The organism is Plantibacter sp. Leaf1, from assembly GCF_001421315.1.
Lineage (GTDB): Bacteria > Actinomycetota > Actinomycetes > Actinomycetales > Microbacteriaceae > Plantibacter.
On record NZ_LMJX01000002.1, the window covers coordinates 226,749 to 245,062 of the forward strand.

An 18,314-nucleotide genomic window follows, 5' to 3' on the forward strand; every position below is an offset into this window, starting at 1 on the left:
TCAGCCCGCCTTGCGGCTGCCGCCGGCCTCTGCCTCGAACAGTTCGTTCAGGAAGAAGCCCGTGTGGCTGCCGGGGACCGTCGCCAGGTGCTCAGGGGTGCCGGTGGCGAGGACCGTCCCGCCGCCGGCCCCGCCCTCGGGACCCATGTCGATGAGCCAGTCCGACGACTTGATGACGTCGAGGTTGTGCTCGATCACGATGACCGTGTTGCCCTTGTCGACCAGGCCGTTGAGCACGAGGAGCAGCTTCCGGACGTCCTCGAAGTGGAGGCCGGTCGTCGGCTCGTCCAGCACGTAGACGCTCCGGCCGTTGCTCCGGCGCTGCAACTCCGTCGCCAGCTTGACCCGCTGGGCCTCGCCACCCGACAGCGTCGTGGCGCTCTGACCGAGGCGGACGTAACCCAGTCCGACCTCGACGAGCGTCTTGAGGAACCGGTGGATGGAGGAGATGGGCTCGAAGAACTCCGCCGCCTCGGCGATCGGCATGTCGAGCACCTCGGCGATGTTCTTGCCCTTGTAGTGGATGGTCAGGGTGTCGCGGTTGTACCGCGCTCCCCCGCACACTTCACAGGCGACGTAGACGTCGGGCAGGAAGTTCATCTCGATCTTGATCGTGCCGTCGCCCGAGCACGCCTCGCACCGGCCGCCCTTGACGTTGAAGCTGAACCGCCCGGCCAGGTACCCACGGACCTTAGCCTCCTGGGTCTCGGCGAAGAGGTTCCTGATCTTGTCGAACACGCCCGTGTAGGTGGCCGGGTTCGACCGCGGCGTGCGACCGATGGGGGCCTGGTCGACGTGGATGACCTTGTCGAGGTGCTCGAGACCCGTGACGCGGGTGTGCTTGCCGGGCAACTTGCGTGCACCGTTCAACTTGTTCGCGAGGACGCGGTACAGGACGTCGTTGACGAGGGAGGACTTACCGGATCCGCTCACGCCGGTGACGGCCGTCAGGACACCGAGTGGGAAGTCGGCGCTGACCTTCTTCAGGTTGTTCGCCTGCGCTCCGATCACCTGGATCTGGCGCTTCGTGTCGATCGGCCGGCGCTTGGCCGGGATCTCGATGGCCTTCCGACCGGACAGGTAGTCGCCGGTCAGCGACTCGGTGTTCGCTTCGAGCGCCTCGTAGGAACCGGAGTGCACGACCTTGCCGCCGTTGACCCCGGCGCCCGGGCCGATGTCGACGATCCAGTCCGCGGTGCGGATGGTGTCCTCGTCGTGCTCGACGACGATCAGCGTGTTGCCGAGGTCCCGCAGGGCCACGAGGGTCTCGATGAGGCGGCGGTTGTCGCGCTGGTGCAGGCCGATGCTCGGTTCGTCGAGGACGTAGAGGACACCGGTCAGGCCGGAACCGATCTGCGTCGCGAGGCGGATGCGCTGTGCCTCACCACCGGACAGCGAGCCCGCGGTGCGGGCGAGGTCGAGGTAGTTGAGACCGACCTGGATGAGGAAGTCGAGCCGCACCTTGATCTCGCGGAGGACCTGCGCGGCGATGTGGGCCTCGCGGTCGCTCAGTTCGAGACGGTCCATGAAGGCCCGGGCGTCAGACAGGCTCAGCTCGGCGACCTCGGCGATGCTGTGCTCGTGGATGAGGACCGACAGGACCTCGGGCTTCAGGCGGCGTCCGCCGCACACCTGGCACGGGACCTCTCGGAGGTACTCGGACCAGCGCACACGCTGGCTGTCGGTGTCGGCCTGCAGGTACTGGCGCTCGATGTACGGGATGACACCCTCGAAGCCCGACGAGTAGCTCATCTCGCGTCCGAAGCGGTTCTTCCACTTCACCTTGACCTTGAAGTTGTCGCCGCGGAGCACCGCCTCCTGGACGGATGCCGGCAGGTCGCGCCACGGGGTGTCGAGCGAGAAGTCGAGGTCGCGGGCGAGACCGTCGAGCAGCTTCTCGTAGTACTGGTACAGCCCCTTGCCCTGCGTGGTCCACGGGACGATGACGCCCTCGTTGATGCTGAGCTCCTCGTCGCCGAGGAGGAGTTCGGCATCGACGGACATGCGCGTACCGAGGCCGGAGCACTCGGGGCACGCACCGAACGGTGCGTTGAAGGAGAACGTCCGTGGCTCGATCTCGGTCAGCTGCAGCGGGTGGTTGTTCGGGCAGGACAGCTTCTCGGAGAACGTCCGCCATGCGTCGTCGCCCTCTTCGTCGACGAAGTTGATGGTGACGAGGCCGTCGGTGAGCTGGAGGGCGGTCTCGAGCGAGTCGGTGAGGCGACCGAGGATCTCGGGGCCGGCCACGAGGCGGTCGACGACGACGGCGATGTCGTGCTTGACCTGCTTCTTCAAGGTCGGGGGCTCGGCGAGCTGGATCGCTTCACCGTCGACGATCGCACGGGCGAAGCCCTTCGCCGAGAGCTCCTTGAAGAGGTCGACGAACTCCCCCTTCTTCTGGCTCACCACCGGGGCGACGATCTGATACCGGCGACGCTCTTCGAGCTCCATCAGCTGGTCGGCGATCTGCTGCACCGTCTGGCGCTGGATGACCTCGCCACAGACGGGGCAGTGCGGGACACCGATGCGCGCCCACAGGAGACGCATGTAGTCGTAGACCTCGGTGATCGTTCCGACGGTCGATCGCGGGTTGCGGTTGGTCGACTTCTGGTCGATGGAGACCGCGGGGCTCAGACCCTCGATGAAGTCGACGTCCGGGCGGTCGACCTGACCGAGGAACTGCCGTGCGTACGCCGACAGCGACTCGACGTATCGTCGCTGCCCTTCGGCGAAGATCGTGTCGAAGGCGAGGGAGGACTTCCCGGAGCCCGACAGGCCGGTGAAGACGACCAGCGAGTCGCGCGGGATCTCGAGGTCCACGTTCTGGAGGTTGTGCACGCGGGCACCGCGGACACTGAGCGTTGAGTGGTGATCTACCTTGGCAATTGACACCCTTCGAGTCTACGCAGCACCACCGACACCGGACTCCCGAGCGGTGTCTGTGGTACTGCGCTCTCAGCGAAGCCTCCGGCTAGATGTGTCCGGCCTTCGCCATCTGCCGCAATTCCTGCTTCAATTCGGAGACCTCGTCGCGGAGCCGGCCGGCCAGCTCGAACTTGAGTTCCGCCGCGGCGGCGAGCATCTGCGCGTTGAGGTCGGCGATGATCGACTCGAGATCGTTCGCGCCCTCGGCGGCGATGCCCTCGCGTCTGAGGTTCGGCGTCGGGCTCTTCTTCTTGCCGTTGTCGCGTCCCGCCAGGAGTGCCGCGGTGTCGGCACCCTCGCGCGCGAGTGCCTCCGTGATGTCGGCGATCCGCTTGCGCAGTGGCTGCGGATCGATGCCGCGTTCCTCGTTGTACGCCACCTGCTTCTCACGGCGGCGATCGGTCTCCTCGATCGCGCGCTTCATCGAGTCAGTCAGGACGTCGGCGTACATGTGGACCTCGCCGGACACGTTGCGCGCGGCGCGACCGATGGTCTGGATGAGCGAGGTCGATGACCGCAGGAAGCCCTCCTTGTCGGCGTCGAGGATGGCCACGAGCGAGACCTCGGGGAGGTCGAGTCCCTCGCGCAGGAGGTTGATGCCGATGAGGACGTCGTAGACGCCCTGACGGAGTTCGCTCAGCAGCTCGACGCGCCGCAGCGTGTCGACGTCGGAGTGCAGATACCTGACGCGAACGCCCGCCTCGGTGAGGAAGTCGGTGAGCTCTTCGGCCATCTTCTTCGTGAGCGTGGTGACGAGGACGCGTTCGTCGCGCTCGGCGCGGACGCGGATCTCCTCGAGCAGATCGTCGATCTGGCCGTTGGACGGCTTGACGATGATGGCCGGGTCGACGAGACCGGTCGGGCGGATGATCTGCTCGACGATGCCGTCGGCGATGCCCATCTCGTACTTGCCGGGCGTGGCCGAGAGGTAGACCGTCTGGCCGACCCGGTTCTTGAACTCGTCCCAGCGGAGAGGCCGGTTGTCCATCGCGCTCGGGAGCCGGAATCCGTGCTCGACGAGCGTCCGCTTGCGCGAGGCGTCGCCCTCGAACATCGCGCCGATCTGTGGCACCGTGACGTGCGACTCGTCGATGACCGTGAGGAAGTCGTCGGGGAAGTAGTCGAGGAGGCAGTTCGGGGCCTCGCCGGCCGAGCGGCCGTCGATGTGGCGGGAGTAGTTCTCGATCCCCGAGCAGAACCCGATCTGCTGCATCATCTCGAGGTCGAAGGTCGTCCGCATCCGGAGCCGCTGGGCCTCCAGGAGCTTGCCCTCACGCTCCAGGGACTGCAACCGCTCGGCGAGCTCCTCCTGGATGGTGCCGATCGCGCGCTGGATCGTCTGCGGGCTGGCCGCGTAGTGCGAGGCCGGGAAGACGGACACCGCGTCGAGCTTCTTGACGACATCGCCGGTCAGCGGATGCAGGGCGTAGAGCGCCTCGATCTCGTCGCCGAAGAACTCGATGCGGATCGCCAGCTCCTCGTAGACCGGGATGATCTCGATGGTGTCGCCGCGTACACGGAAGTTGCCGCGCGAGAAGTCGACGTCGTTGCGGTTGTACTGCATGCCGACGAACTTGCGGATGAGCCGGTCGCGCCCGATGTTCTGGCCGACCTGCAGGGCCGCCATCGCCTCCAGGTACTCCTCCGCTGCCCCGAGACCGTAGATGCACGAGACGGTCGAGACCACGATGACGTCTCGACGGCTGAGCAGCGAGTTCGTCGTCGAGTGGCGCAACCGCTCGACCTCGGCGTTGATCGACGAGTCCTTCTCGATGAAGGTGTCGGTCTGCGGGACGTAGGCCTCCGGCTGGTAGTAGTCGTAGTAGGAGACGAAGTACTCGACCGCGTTGTTCGGCATGAGTTCTCGGAACTCGTTCGCGAGCTGCGCTGCGAGTGTCTTGTTGTGCGCGAGGACGAGGGTCGGGCGTTGGACCGCCTCGATGAGCCACGCGGTGGTCGCCGACTTGCCGGTACCGGTCGCGCCGAGGAGCACGACGTCGGTCTCGCCGGCGTTGATACGCCCGGACAGCTGCTCGATGGCGGCGGGCTGGTCGCCGCTCGGCTCGTACTCGCTGATCACCTCGAAGGGGCGGACGGCGCGTGTTGGTTCCATACTCCGAGTCTACGGAGGACCACCGACAGCACTCCCCCGCTTCGCCCACAGCGGAGCGAGCGACCGGCTCAGACGTCGGCGTCGCGAGGAGCTTCGTCCGGCGCACCGTTCGACAGTGCACGGCGCCACACCGCGTCGACCTGGTCGACGGTGTGCGCGAGGGTGCCCGCCGTGTCGATCACGACGTCGGCGACGGCCGTGCGTTGCGCCTCTGTCGCCTGCGAGGCGATCCGACGTTCAGCCTCACCCCGGTCGAGCCCGCGCAGTTCGACCAGTCGATCGGCACGCACCGATTTAGGTGCCGAAGCGACGATCACCAGGTCGAACTCGTCGGCACGGCCGGTCTCCACGAGCAGGGGGACGTCGTAGACGACGATCGCCGCCGGATCGCTCGACGCCTCGGCGATCCTGGCCTGTGACCGACGCTTGACCTCGGGGTGGACGATCGCGTTGAGATCGGCTCTGGCCTGCTCGTCGGAGAAGACGATCGCGCCGAGAGCCGGACGGTCGAGCGTGCCGTCGGGACCGATCACGTCTGCACCGAACCGCGCCGCGATGGCCGCCAGCCCAGGAGTGCCTGGCTCGACGACCTCACGGGAGAGCACATCCGCGTCGATGACGACGGCTCCGTGCTCGGCGAGCCGGGTCGCGATGGTCGATTTGCCCGAGGCGATGCCGCCGGTGAGGCCGATGAGGTACATGCCTGCCAGCGTACCCGTGGTGCCATCGGGGTTCCGGGCGTGACGCCGCACACAACGCAGCAGGGGGCCGCCCGAAGGCGACCCCCTGCCGGACACCGACCGAAGTCGGTGCTGGGGTGACTAGTTGCTCGAGAGCTTCTCGCGGAGTGCCGCGAGGGACTCGTCGTCGGCGAGCGTTCCGCCACCGGCGGAGTCGCTCGAGAACGAGGAACCGGCCGACGAGGAAGCGGTCGACGAGGAGGCCTGGTTGGCCTCTTCGACGGCTGCAGCCGCAACCTGCTTCTTGTGCGCTTCCCAGCGAGCCTGGGCGGCAGCGTAGTCCTGCTCCCACTTCTCGCGCTCGGCGTCGAAGCCTTCCTTCCACTCCTGCGTCTCGGCGTCGAAGCCCTCGGGGTACTTGTAGTTCCCGAGCTCGTCGTACTCCGTGAGCATGCCGTAGAGGGCCGGGTCGAACTCGGTGCCCTCGGGGTCGACACCCTCGTTGGCCTGCTTGAGGCTCAGCGAGATGCGGCGACGCTCGAGGTCGATGTCGATGACCTTGACGAAGACCTCTTCGCCGACCGACACGACCTGCTCGGCGAGCTCGACGTGCTTGCCGGACAGCTCCGAGATGTGCACGAGGCCCTCGATGCCGTCTGCGACGCGGACGAACGCACCGAACGGAACCAGCTTGGTGACCTTACCCGGAGCAACCTGGCCGATGGCGTGGGTGCGGGCGAAGACCTGCCACGGGTCCTCCTGGGTCGCCTTGAGCGACAGCGAGACGCGCTCGCGGTCCAGGTCGACCTCGAGGATCTCGACGGTGACTTCCTGACCGACCTCGACGACCTCGCTGGCGTGCTCGATGTGCTTCCAGCTGAGCTCGGAGACGTGGACGAGACCGTCGACGCCGCCGAGGTCGACGAACGCGCCGAAGTTGACGATCGAGGAGACGACGCCCTTGCGGACCTGTCCCTTCTGGAGGTTGTTGAGGAAGGTGGTGCGGCTCTCGGACTGCGTCTGCTCGAGGAGCGCACGGCGCGACAGGACCACGTTGTTGCGGTTCTTGTCGAGCTCGAGGATCTTCGCCTCGATCTCCTGGCCGAGGTACGGCGTGAGGTCGCGGACGCGGCGCAGCTCGATGAGCGAAGCCGGGAGGAAGCCACGGAGGCCGATGTCGACGATGAGGCCACCCTTGACGACCTCGATGACCGAACCGGTGACGACGCCGTCGGATTCCTTGATCTTCTCCACGTCGCCCCAAGCACGCTCGTACTGCGCGCGCTTCTTCGACAGGATCAGACGGCCTTCCTTGTCCTCCTTCTGGAGAACGAGAGCCTCGATCGTGTCGCCGACGTTGACGACCTCGGAGGGGTCGACGTCGTGCTTGATGGAGAGTTCACGCGAGGGGATGACGCCCTCGGTCTTGTAGCCGACGTCGAGGAGGACCTCGTCGCGGTCGATCTTCACCACGGTGCCCTCGATGAGGTCGCCGTCGTTGAAGAACTTCAGAGTCTTTTCGACCGCTGCGAGGAAGTCCTCAGCAGATCCGATGTCGTTGATTGCGACCTGCTTGGGGGCGGTCGTTGCGCTTGTCATGTAGTAATTGCTCCAGGTGGACAATGATTCAGGCCGCGGCTCGCGCACTGCTCCGGACCCGTGGATGACCACGGACGTTGATCGGGGCGATGCTGTTGTGTGAACCGATCCGAGGATCGGGATCGCTCTGCGAGACGGGCAGGCGGATAGGACGTCACAATTGTGACAGTCCAGTTTAGCGGGATCGAGGACCTGTGGGCAAGCCGCGTGCCGAGACGATCTCCCGGAGCGCCGGATCCAGGGTCGGGTGCTCGAAGCGGTAGCCCGCTTGCAGCAACCGTTCCGGGAGCGCCCAGCGACTCTTCAGGACGAGCTCGCTCTCCGTGCGGAGGAGGAACATCCCGATCTCCAGGAGCCAGCGGGGTGCGGGAAGGCCGATCGGCATCCCGAGCACGTGCCGCAGGGTCCGCATGAAGCCGCGGTTGTCCGTGGGGCTCGGCGAGGTCACGTTGACGGCGCCTGAGAGCTCCGGGTGGTCGCGGAGGAACCGGACGATGCCGATGACGTCGTCCAGGTGGATCCAACTGAACCGTTGCCGACCATGGGGCGTCGTGAACCGATGACCCGTTCCGGCGGCCCGACGCGATCGCGAACGGGGCCAGCGTCCGTCGAGCTGCGGTCCCCCGAGGCCGAGGCGCGCCAACCACAGCAACGGTGTGAGCGCCCCTCCGTCGCCGAGGACGATGGCGATCCGGAGAGCGACCCGTCGTGTGGCCGGCAGATCGTCGGCGAACAGTGCCCGCTCCCATGCCGTGGCGACGTCTACGGAAAAGCCCGATCCGATCTCGCCGTCGACTTCCGTCATGGCGCGGTCGTCCGCGTCGCGGTAGATGGTCGCCGTCGACGCGTTGATCCACAGCGGAGGAGGCGAGGCCGCTTCGCGGACCGCTCGCGACAGCTCCGTCGTCGTGTCGACGCGTGACCGGAGGATCGCGGCACGGTTCGAAGCGGTGTACCGGCAGTTCACGCTCTTCCCCGCCAGGTTGACCAGGAGGTCCGCGCCGTCGACCAGTCGGGCGATACCCGCTCGATCACCCCACCGGGCGTCGGCCGCACCTCGACCGATGACGGAGACCGTTGCGCCGTCGGCTCGGAAGGACTCGACCAGCCGACGCCCGATGAACCCGGACGCTCCGGCGACGACGATCCGCTCGGACGTCATTCGAGCATCGCCGACCGCAGCGTGTCGAGCCCGACGCCCCCGAGGTCGAGCGCCCGACGGTGGAAGTCCTTGATGTCGAAGGCGTCACCGGCTCGGCGGGCCGCGTCATCGCGGAGCTGCTCCCAGATGCGCTGCCCGATCTTGTAGGACGGCGCCTGCCCGGGCCAGCCGAGGTACCGGTTCACCTCGAAGCGGACGAACTCCGGAGACATGTTCACGTTCCGGCCCATGAAGTCGAACGCGTACTCGGCGGTCCAGGTGCCGCTCCCGTCGGGGAGCCGCTTGCCGAGGTGCACGCCGATGTCGAGGACGACCCGAGCCGCACGCATCCGCTGACCGTCGAGCATGCCCAGGCGATCGGCCGGGTCGTCGAGGTACCCGAGCTGCTCCATCAACCGCTCCGCGTACAGCGCCCAACCCTCGGCGTGTCCGGAGGTGCCGGCGAGCTGCCGGCGCCAGAGGTTGAGGGTCTTGCGGTTGACCACCGCCTGCCCGATCTGCAGGTGGTGCCCGGGAACGCCCTCGTGGTAGACCGTCGTCAGCTCGCGCCAGGTGTCGAACTCGGTGACGCCGACGGGGACCGACCACCACATGCGGCCGGGACGGGAGAAGTCGTCGGTCGGGCCCGTGTAGTAGATCCCGCCCTCCTGTGTGGGAGCGATCATGCACTCGAGCGCGCGGATCTCCTGGGGGATGTCGAACTGGCTGCGGCCGAGCTCGTCGACCGCGCGATCGCTCGTCTCCTGCATCCAGCGCTGCAGCGCCTCCGTGCCGTGCAGTTTGCGCGCGGGATCCTGCTCGAGGAAGGCGACCGCCTCCTCCACCGAGGCTCCGGGGAGGATCTCGTTCGCGATCGACTCCTGCTCGGAGACCATGCGGGCCAGCTCCTCGATCCCCCACTCGTAGCTCTCGTCGAGATCGACCGTCGCTCCGAGGAACCGTCGGGACTGCAGGGCGTACAGCTCGCGGCCGATCGCGTCCTCCTCGGTCGCGGCGGGCATCAGTTCATGGGCGAGGAAGTCGGCGAGGCGGTTGTAGGCGACGGCGGCCGCGCCGGCTCCGGTCGACAGCTCTCCGGCGAGCGACGCTGGGAGCTGGCCGTCCTCCGGACCGGCTTCCGCCGCGAAGCCGATGAAGAAGCCGTCGTCGGCGCCGGTGCGGAGCACCTGCTCGTAGACCTCCTTCACCTGGCGTCGTGCGGGGGTGATGCCCTTCGCGATCCCCTCGCGAAGCGTCTCGATGTATCCGTCGACCGCTTCGGGCAACGCACCCAGACGGGTGCTGATCGTGCTCCAGTCGTCCACGGTGGCCGTCGGCATGAGGTCGAAGACGTCGCGGAGCTCCTGTGACGGCGACGCGATCACGTTCAGATCCCGGTACTGCAGGCCGGCTTCGGAGGAGGCGAGGTCGAGTTCGAGCTCCGCGGTGAGGTCGGTCTGGGTGACGCGGTCGACGGCGTCGACGGCAGTGGCCGAGCGGAGGGCGCTCAGCGTGCGGGCCGCGGCCTCGACATAGGCCTCGTGCCCGGCCGGCGAGGTGTCGCTGTAGCGCCCGCCGACATCGGTTCGGCCGATGTAGGTGCCCACCTCGGGCCGCAGCTGGACGAGCGTCTCCACCCAGCTTTCGGCGATGGCGTCGATCGGTGTGCTCTGGCGAGGTTCTTCGTGAGACATGCCGACGAGCCTAGTCCGCGCCCCGGGTGCGCGGCTCGTGGATCCGCCGGAGCGTCAGTGCGCGGCCGAGTCCCAATCGTGGCCGTGTCCGATCTGGACGTCGAGCGGCACCGACAGCTCGGCGGCACCCGCCATCTGCTTCCGGACGATCGCCTCGAGGGCGTCCCACTCCCCCTCGGCGACCTCGAAGATCAATTCGTCATGCACCTGCAGCATCATCTGGGAGCGGAGCGACTGCGACCGGAGGTCCGACTCGATGCCGATCATGGCGCGCTTCATGATGTCCGCTGCGGAACCCTGGATCGGAGCGTTCAGCGCCTGCCGTTCGGCGTTCTCGCGCACGAGCCGGTTCGGGCTCGCGAGCTCGGGGAACAGCCGACGACGACCGAAGATGGTCTCGGTGTACCCGTCGAGCTTCGCCTGCTCGACGACGTTCCGCAGATAGTCGCGCACCGCGCCGAACCGCTCGAAGTAGTCGACCATCAGCTGCTTCGCCTCGGCGCTGGAGATCCGGAGCTGCTTCGAGAGGCCGAAGGCGCTGAGCCCGTAGGCGAGGCCGTACGACATGGCCTTCACCTTGTTGCGCATGGCGGGCGTGACGTCTTCCGCGGCCACGCTGAAGATGCGTGCACCCACGAAGCGGTGGAGGTCCTCGCCGGACTTGAACGCCTCGATGAGGCCGGCATCGCCGGAGAGGTGGGCCATGATCCGCATCTCGATCTGCGAGTAGTCGGCCGTGAGCAGGGTCTCGTACCCGGTCCCGGCCTGGAAGGCCGCGCGGATCCGTCGTCCCTCCTCGGTGCGCACCGGGATGTTCTGGAGGTTCGGGTCGGTCGAGGAGATCCGGCCCGTGCTCGTCCCGATCTGGACGTAGGTGGTGTGGATGCGACCGTCGTCGGTGATCGCTTTGTCGAGCGTCTCCACGATCTGACGGAGCTTCGTCGCGTCGCGGTGTTCGAGGAGCAGGCCGAGGAACGGGTGCGGGCTCTTCTCCTGGAGGTCGGCGAGTGCACCGGCGTCGGTGGAGAACCCGGTCTTGTTGGCCCGGGTCTTGGGCATGGCCAGTTGGTCGAACAGCACCTCCTGGAGCTGCTTGGGTGAACCGAGGTTGACCTCGCGACCGATCTCGGCGTAGGCGTTGCTCGCCAGTTCCGCTGACCGGTTCCCGAGCTGCTCGGACAGACCGCTCAGGATGCCGTGGTCGACGGTCACCCCGGTGAGTTCCATGTGCGCCAGCACCTGCAGGACCGGCAGCTCCATGTCGAGCAGGACGCCGAGCGACCCCGGGTCGAGGGCGGCGCGGGTGGCCTCTGCGACGCGGAACGCGTACCAGGCCGTCCCCCCGACACCGACCGGGTCGGTCTCAGGGACCAGTTGGTTCGGGTCCGCCACAGGCATCGTCTCGTCGAGGTACCGTGCGGTGAGGTCGCCGAGGTTCTTGTCGCCGCCGCTCGGGCGGAGGAGCCAGCCGGCGACCGCCGTGTCGTACGCCAGCCCGTCGAGCTTGAGGCCGGCGCGTGTGACGGCCTTCACCTGCGGTTTCGCATCGTGCATGATCTTCGGGGCGTCGCTCGCGAGCCAGGCTTCGAGCGGCGCGTAATCGGCCTCACCGGGACGCCAGGCGAGAGACACGATCTCCGTGGGGGTGGCCAGACCAGCGGCGACCGGCAGGTCGCCGTCCAGGTCGAGGTGGAGTCCGATGCCGCCCGGGTGGGCTGCCACGGCGCGGGCGAGCCACGCCTCGAGTTCTTCGTCGAGCAGTTCCTTCCGTGGCGGCATCACCACGCCGGCCGCGTGCGATGCCGACACGTCGGTGTTCGCCTCGAGACCGTCGAGCTTCAGCACCCGGTCGAGGAGCGTGCGGAACTCCAGTCGACCGAACACGGCGGCCACGGCGTCGGCGTCGATCGGACGTCGCTCGAGGTCCTTCGGGCCGACCGGCAGTTCGACGTCGGTGAGGAGCCGGTTCAAGCGCCGGTTGCGGACGGCGTTCTCCTTGTGTTCGCGGAGGCTCTCCCCCACCTTGCCGGTGATCTCGTCTGCGCGTTCCAGGATCTGCTCCAGCGAGCCGAACTGGTTGAGCCATTTGACGGCCGTCTTCTCGCCCACCTTCGGGATGCCGGGGAGGTTGTCGCTCGTCTCGCCCACCAGCGCGGCGATCTCCGGGTACTGCTCGGGACGGATGCCGTAGCGCTCGAACACCTTGGCGCCGTCGTAGCGCGTCAGCGCCGAGACGCCCTGGCTGGACGGGTAGAGCAGCGTCACGTCGTCGGTCACCAACTGGATGGTGTCGCGGTCGCCCGAGACGACGAGGACGCGGAAGCCCTCCTCGCCACCCTGCTTGGCGAGGGTGGCGAGGATGTCGTCGGCCTCGTAGTCCTCTTTGCTGATCGTGGTGATGTTCATCGCCTTGAGCGCCTCCTCCAACAGCGGCACCTGACCCTTGAACTCGGGCGGGGTCTCGCCGCGCGTCCCCTTGTACTCGGGGTACTCACGGGTCCGGAACGAGCGGCGGGAGATGTCGAAGGCCACGGCGATATGGCTCGGGTTCTCGTTCTTCAGCAGGCTGATCAGCATGGAGATGAAGCCGTGAATGGCGTTCGTGTGCTGGCCGTCGCGGGTTTGGAAGCTGTCGACCGGCAGGGCGTAGAACGCCCGGAAGGCGAGCGAGTGGCCGTCGACGACGAGGAGGGTAGGCTTTTCTGATTCCGACACGCGCCCAGCCTACAAGCCGGTGCCGACACGGCTCAGGACCGATCCGAAGGTGGACATGACGAACGAGACCGACCAAGCCCTCGAGTTCCTGAGGACGAGAGGCAGCGGCGCACTCGCCGCCAAGATGGGGATCGAGTTCACGGAGTTCACGGTCCAACGGTCCGTCGCGACCATGCCGGTCGAGGGCAACACGCAACCCGCGATGCTGCTGCACGGAGGCGCCTACGTCGTCCTCGGTGAATCCCTCGGGTCGATGGCCGCCAACCTCTTCGCCGGCCCAGGCAAGCTCGCCGTCGGCATCGACATCAACGCCACGCACACCCGTTCGGCCACCGAGGGGATCGTGACCGGTGTCTGCACCCCCATCCACCTCGGGCGGTCGCTCACCGTCCACGAGATCGCGGTCAGCGACGAGCAGGGTCGACGCTGTTCGACGATCCGCATCACGAACCTCATCAAGGACGCACCGGGCACCTGACGCGCCACCCCGGACAACGCAGAGCGGCCCGCCCCCGACGGGACGGGCCGCTCTTGCGACGAGGTGGGAGAGGGCTACTTCTTGGCGCTCAGCTGCTCGATGATCGCCTGCGCCACATCGTGCATGGTGAGACGGCGGTCCATGGAGGCCTTCTGGATCCAGCGGAACGCCTCGGGCTCCGTAAGGCCCATCTTCTCATTGAGCAGGCCCTTCGCCCGGTCGACGAGCTTCCGGGTCTCGAAGCGCTCGACCATGTCGGCGACCTCGGCCTCGAGGGTGATGATCTGCTGGTACCGCGAGAGGGCGATCTCGATCGCGGGCAGGAGGTCGTTCGGGGTGAACGGCTTCACGACGTACGCCAGGGCACCGGCCTCGCTCGCCCGCTCGACCAGTTCCTTCTGGCTGAACGCGGTGAGGAGCACCACCGGTGCGATGTGCGCCTTGCCGATGCGCTCGGCGGCGGAGATGCCGTCGAGCTGGGGCATCTTCACATCCATGATCACGAGGTCCGGACGGAGCTCCGTCGCGAGCGCGACGGCGGTCTCGCCGTCGCCGGCCTCGCCGACGACCTCGAAACCGTTGTCGCGAAGGATCTCGACGATGTCGAGGCGGATGAGGGATTCGTCCTCAGCGACGACGACGCGCCGCGGGGCTACGGGAGGGGTCTCTTGCTCGGTCACCCTCAAATCCTACGGTACTCTGATGCAGGTTGCTGTTCGCCGTGCGGCGGACGCGCCGGTGTGGCGGAATGGCAGACGCGGAGCACTCAAAATGCTTTGTCGAAAGACGTGTGGGTTCGAGTCCCACCACCGGTACCACGAATGCGGCGTTTCCCAGCCGGGTGCACTCAACATGCTTTGTCGAAAGACGTGTGGGTTCGAGTCCCACCACCGGTACCAGGGAGCTCGCCTGACCGACCAGTGACGAGGCGGTCAAGCCATTCGGGCGGGGTCGGCGGACGCCGTAGCGTAACGTCGAAGGCACGACGTGCAGGACGTCGTCCGACACGATGGGACCCGACACCATGACAACAGAGCACACCGACCCGCGCCAGGACGTCCACGACGCCAGCACCGACGACCGGCTCCAGGGCATCCTCGTGCAGGTCTCAGCAGACCGGTCCCTCACTCCCGACCTCGACGTCCGCGCAGCGCTGGCGGACCGGCTCAGCGACCAGGGCATCGACGTCGACGCCACCGAGCTCGACCGACTCGTCGGCTCACTCCCGGGTCAGCCCGGCGACGAGCCCGGACCGTTCCTCACGGACGGCGCGACCCCGGCCGACGACGCGAACTGATCAGAAGCCGCGCTCGACAGCGGCGGCCGGACCGTCGGCGTCCGTCGTCAGCTCCGGCCCACCGACGGCATCGCCCGTCCACGTGTCGACCCGCCACCCGGTCGTCGTGTCTCCGTCGACGATGATGACGCCCGTGTTCGTGATGGGGTGTGTGCCGATGAAGTGTCCGTCGACGTTCGTCGAGCGGAGCCCGAGCCAGGACCGGAGCATCGCTCCGTGGCTCACGACCACGACACTCTCCAGTCCGGAGCCCTCGAGCTCCTCGATCACCGCGTCGAAGCGCGCGAACACCTCGTGGCCGTTCTCGCCGCCCGGCATCCGGGTGTCGAGGTCGCCCATCGCCCACGCCACGATGGTGTCGATGTAGACCTGCACGGCCTCGGGCGACCCGTGCATCTCGTTGTCGCCGGCGCTGATCTCCCGGAGTCCGTCGCGGACGATCACCGGAAGCCCGCTGACCTCGGCGACGGGTGCGGCGGTCTGTTGCGCCCGCACCGCGGTGGAGGCGTAGACCGCGTCGATCCGCTCGCCAACGAGCGCTTTGGGGAGGGCGGCCGCCTGCGTCTCGCCGAGTTCGGTGAGGACGGCCCCGGGGATCGCGGTGTCGAGCAGGCCGGCGACGTTGGACGAGGTCTGACCGTGTCTGATGAGGATGAGGCGCATACCTCCAGGGTAGGCGAGCGACCGGACGGTGGTCATCCCCCGGCGCGGAGTGTGCCGGGATCAGGTGCGAGCAATCCACTGCGGTGCGGCGCTCCCCAGGACCGCCGCCGGGAACGCGTGGTCGTCGAAGGCACTGAGCGCGGGGCGGGCCGTCGTCACCGCACCATGGGTGACCAGGCACCGCGCTCCCGGGAGGGCGGACGGGTGACGATCCTCGGTACGTGGGAGCCGTTGGAGCGCTGCACCGACGCGCGCGAGCGACACCGATGACCGGCCGGCCTCGCCGCCGTCGACGACCCTCACCACGTCGTCGACGATGGCCGCTGCCAGCAGGTATCCCGCGCTGTGGTCGAGTGCCTGAGCCGGCAGGGCGCCCGGAGCGCCGTCCTCCCCTTCGACCACCGCGATGCCCGTGGCGGCCTGTACCAGGCTGTCGAAACCGCGTCGATCACCCCAAGGCCCCGTCGCGCCCCAAGCGTCGACGGAGCCGGTGACCAGCCCGTCGCGACGTCGTAGCCCGAGGCCGTCGAGGGCGTGTGGTCGATACCCCGTCACCAGGATGTCGGCCTCGTCGCTCAGGCTCTGCAGCGTCGCGAGGCCGCGCGGTGTCGACGCGTCGAGGGCCGCCGTCCGCTTCCCCTGACCGCTGTCGGTGTACTGCCACGGGATCTCAGGTATCTGCGGCGGATCCACACGCAGGACGTCCGCGCCGAGGAGCGCGAGGGTCCTCGTGGACACCGGACCGGCGATCACCCGCGTCAGGTCGAGGACGCGGAGGCCGCGCAAGGGGTGCCGCCTCGTGGGCCGCAGCGAGGAGGCGATCCTCGATCCGGCGGAGCCACCGTGGCGTCTGACGAGCGGTCCATCATCGACCGAGGCCTGCGGTGTGGACGACCATTCGACGGCGGTCCGGACGGCGACGAGGAGCGCGCCGACGCCGGCGGCCTCCGATTCCAGGTCGAGCGCCGAGCGGGAGGCGATCGCCGAGGCGAGCTCTGGGCGGGTGGCCTGATCGTCGATCCCGAGCATGGCGGTCAAGCGGCGACGATGGTGGGGTAGTTCGCGTGCGTGCGGACCCAGCCGTCTGCGGCGGCGAAGAAGCCGGACAGCGGCGCGAACGCGTCGACGGCTGCTCCGTCGATCCGCAACAGGCGGTCGCTCTGGTAGGCCGCGGCGATCCGCTCGAGGTCGAGCGACGCGTGCAGCGGCTCGAATCCGAGGGCGATACGGAGCCGGTCGGCGGCGTCCTCCACCGCGCCGACGGCGACCGCGGCGAGCTCCAGGACGGCGAATCGGGAGGCCAGGAGTCCCGCCGACCCGGTCGCCTCACGGTCGACCCCTCCCGGGTCCAGTCCCACGGCGCTGCGGAGAGCATCGTCGACGAGGACGGAACGGTTCATGGGCATCAGGCTAGACCCATGGCGCCCGGAATCGCGGCGTCATCGCACCCGGACGACGAAGGCCGTGGTCCCCGTACGGGAGGACCACGGCCTTCGGCAACCACATCCGACTAGAGGACGTCGCCCACCTTGTGGACGCGGATGTCGTTCGTCGTTCCGGGGATCCCGGGAGGGGAACCGGAGATGATGATGACGGGCTCGCCGACCGCGGCCTTGCCGGTGGCGACGAGGACCTCGTCGACCTGGGCGACCATCTGGTCGGTGTGCGTCACGCGCTCGACCACGAAGGACTCGACGCCCCAGTTCAGCGCCATGCGACGACGGATCGCCGGGTCGGGCGTGAACGCGAGGATCGGGATCCGGTTGCGCAGGCGCGCCATCCGGCGCACCGACTCCCCCGACTCCGTGAAGACGCAGAGGAACTTCGCCTCGACGAAGTCGGCGACCTCGACCGCCGCGAGGGTGATCGCACCGGCCTGCGTGCGCGGCTTCGTGCCGAGCGGCGGGACGCGGTCGAGACCGTGGATCTCGGTCGACTCGACGATGCGGGCCATGGTCTGGACCGTGATCACCGGATAGGCGCCGACGCTGGTCTCACCACTCAGCATGACCGCGTCCGCGCCGTCGAGCACCGCGTTGGCGACGTCGGAGGTCTCCGCGCGTGTCGGGATCGGGCTGGAGATCATCGACTCGAGCATCTGCGTCGCGACGATGACCGGCTTCGCCATGCGGCGGGCGAGTTCGACGGCGCGCTTCTGCACGATCGGGACGGCCTCGAGCGGAAGCTCGACACCCAGGTCGCCTCGGGCGACCATGATGGCGTCGAACGCCTCGACGATGCTCTCGAGGTTCTCGACGGCCTGCGGCTTCTCGATCTTCGCGATCACGGGGACCTTGCGGCCCTCCTCCGCCATGATCTCGTGGACGCGGTCGATGTCGGCTGCGTCACGCACGAAGGACAGGGCGATGAGGTCGGCGCCGAGACGCAGGCCCCAACGGAGGTCCGCTTCGTCCTTCTCGCTGAGCGCGGGGACGTTGACGGCGACACCCGGGAGGTTGATGCCCTTGTTGTTCGACACCGGACCGGCGACGATCACGCGCGTGGTCACGACGGTGTCGTCCGCTTCAACGACCTCGACCTTGACCTTGCCGTCGTCGATCAGCAGGAAGTCGCCCGGCTTGACGTCCTGGGGCAGGCCCTTGAAGGTCGTCGAGGAGATCTCCTTGGTGCCGAGGATGTCCTCGGTGGTGATCTTGAAGATGTCGCCGACGGCGAGGTCGTACGGGCCGCCCTCGAACTTGCCGAGGCGGATCTTCGGGCCCTGGAGGTCGACGAGGACGGCGACCGCACGGCCGGAGTCCTCTGTCGCCTTGCGGACGTTGGCGTAGATGGCCTCGTGCACGTCATAGCTGCCGTGGCTCAGGTTCATCCGGGTGACATCGACCCCCGCATCGATGATGGCCCGGATGTTCTCATAGCTGGAGACCGCAGGGCCCAGCGTTGCGACGATCTTGGCTCGTCTCATATGTGTGTGTTCTCCATGGTTTCTGCGCACGAGGCGCTTCGGTACTCACTGCTCGGCATGATGCGTCCGACGCTTGTCGTCCG

14 protein-coding genes and 1 tRNA gene are annotated in these 18,314 nt (G+C 67.8%); 3 read left to right on the top strand and 12 right to left on the bottom strand.

What is annotated here, in order from left to right:
- The 7 genes from uvrA to polA form a co-directional block, all read right to left on the bottom strand.
- Positions 1 to 2,892, bottom strand: a complete 2,892-nt coding sequence (uvrA, locus tag ASE44_RS03335) for an excinuclease ABC subunit UvrA (protein WP_056005682.1) — start codon at positions 2,890 to 2,892, stop codon at positions 1 to 3.
- 79 nt (positions 2,893 to 2,971) lie between these two features.
- Complete coding sequence (uvrB, locus tag ASE44_RS03340) at positions 2,972 to 5,038, bottom strand: excinuclease ABC subunit UvrB (RefSeq protein ID WP_056777426.1); 2,067 nt, start codon at positions 5,036 to 5,038, stop codon at positions 2,972 to 2,974.
- Between the two features lie 68 nt (positions 5,039 to 5,106).
- A complete protein-coding gene (gene coaE / locus ASE44_RS03345; protein WP_056777429.1) occupies positions 5,107 to 5,739 on the bottom strand; it encodes a dephospho-CoA kinase in 633 nt (210 codons plus the stop codon).
- A gap of 120 nt (positions 5,740 to 5,859) precedes the next feature.
- The gene (rpsA, locus tag ASE44_RS03350) at positions 5,860 to 7,317 is read right to left on the bottom strand and encodes a 30S ribosomal protein S1 (RefSeq protein ID WP_056005690.1); all 1,458 of its coding nucleotides are present in this window, start codon (positions 7,315 to 7,317) and stop codon (positions 5,860 to 5,862) included.
- 175 nt (positions 7,318 to 7,492) lie between these two features.
- Positions 7,493 to 8,479 (bottom strand): epimerase, encoded by a 987-nt coding sequence (locus ASE44_RS03355; protein ID WP_056777431.1) that lies wholly within the window; start codon positions 8,477 to 8,479, stop codon positions 7,493 to 7,495.
- On the bottom strand, positions 8,476 to 10,152 hold the full coding sequence (locus ASE44_RS03360; RefSeq protein ID WP_056777434.1) for a DUF885 domain-containing protein: 1,677 nt from the start codon (positions 10,150 to 10,152) through the stop codon (positions 8,476 to 8,478). Before ASE44_RS03360 ends, ASE44_RS03355 begins: the two co-directional genes overlap by 4 nt.
- A gap of 54 nt (positions 10,153 to 10,206) precedes the next feature.
- A complete protein-coding gene (polA, locus tag ASE44_RS03365; protein ID WP_056777439.1) occupies positions 10,207 to 12,867 on the bottom strand; it encodes a DNA polymerase I in 2,661 nt (886 codons plus the stop codon).
- 55 nt (positions 12,868 to 12,922) lie between these two features.
- Here polA and ASE44_RS03370 point away from each other — a divergent pair, with 55 nt between their 5' ends.
- A complete protein-coding gene (locus ASE44_RS03370; protein ID WP_056777441.1) occupies positions 12,923 to 13,345 on the top strand; it encodes a hotdog fold thioesterase in 423 nt (140 codons plus the stop codon).
- 74 nt (positions 13,346 to 13,419) lie between these two features.
- Here the strand turns inward: ASE44_RS03370 and ASE44_RS03375 are convergent, their stop codons facing one another.
- A complete protein-coding gene (locus ASE44_RS03375; protein ID WP_056005705.1) occupies positions 13,420 to 14,025 on the bottom strand; it encodes an ANTAR domain-containing response regulator in 606 nt (201 codons plus the stop codon).
- 54 nt (positions 14,026 to 14,079) lie between these two features.
- On the opposite strand from ASE44_RS03375, the gene ASE44_RS03380 reads away from it, so the two are divergent.
- Positions 14,080 to 14,163 (top strand) — tRNA-Leu (locus tag ASE44_RS03380).
- 206 nt (positions 14,164 to 14,369) lie between these two features.
- Positions 14,370 to 14,642, top strand: coding sequence for a hypothetical protein (locus ASE44_RS03385; RefSeq protein WP_157579776.1), 273 nt, complete (start codon positions 14,370 to 14,372; stop codon positions 14,640 to 14,642).
- On the opposite strand, the gene ASE44_RS03390 is transcribed toward ASE44_RS03385, so the two are convergent.
- The 4 genes from ASE44_RS03390 to pyk form a co-directional block, all read right to left on the bottom strand.
- Positions 14,643 to 15,305 carry a histidine phosphatase family protein gene (locus ASE44_RS03390; RefSeq protein WP_056005712.1) on the bottom strand — a complete coding sequence of 221 codons (663 nt, stop codon included), beginning with the start codon at positions 15,303 to 15,305 and terminating at the stop codon, positions 14,643 to 14,645.
- A gap of 60 nt (positions 15,306 to 15,365) precedes the next feature.
- The gene (locus ASE44_RS03395; protein WP_235522616.1) at positions 15,366 to 16,334 is read right to left on the bottom strand and encodes a CoA transferase; all 969 of its coding nucleotides are present in this window, start codon (positions 16,332 to 16,334) and stop codon (positions 15,366 to 15,368) included.
- Between the two features lie 5 nt (positions 16,335 to 16,339).
- Positions 16,340 to 16,705, bottom strand: coding sequence for a hypothetical protein (locus tag ASE44_RS18790; RefSeq protein ID WP_200921003.1), 366 nt, complete (start codon positions 16,703 to 16,705; stop codon positions 16,340 to 16,342).
- Between the two features lie 110 nt (positions 16,706 to 16,815).
- Entirely contained in the window at positions 16,816 to 18,231 is a 1,416-nt protein-coding gene (gene pyk, locus ASE44_RS03400; RefSeq protein WP_056005715.1) for a pyruvate kinase, read from the bottom strand.
- Between the last annotated feature and the right edge of the window lie 83 nt (positions 18,232 to 18,314).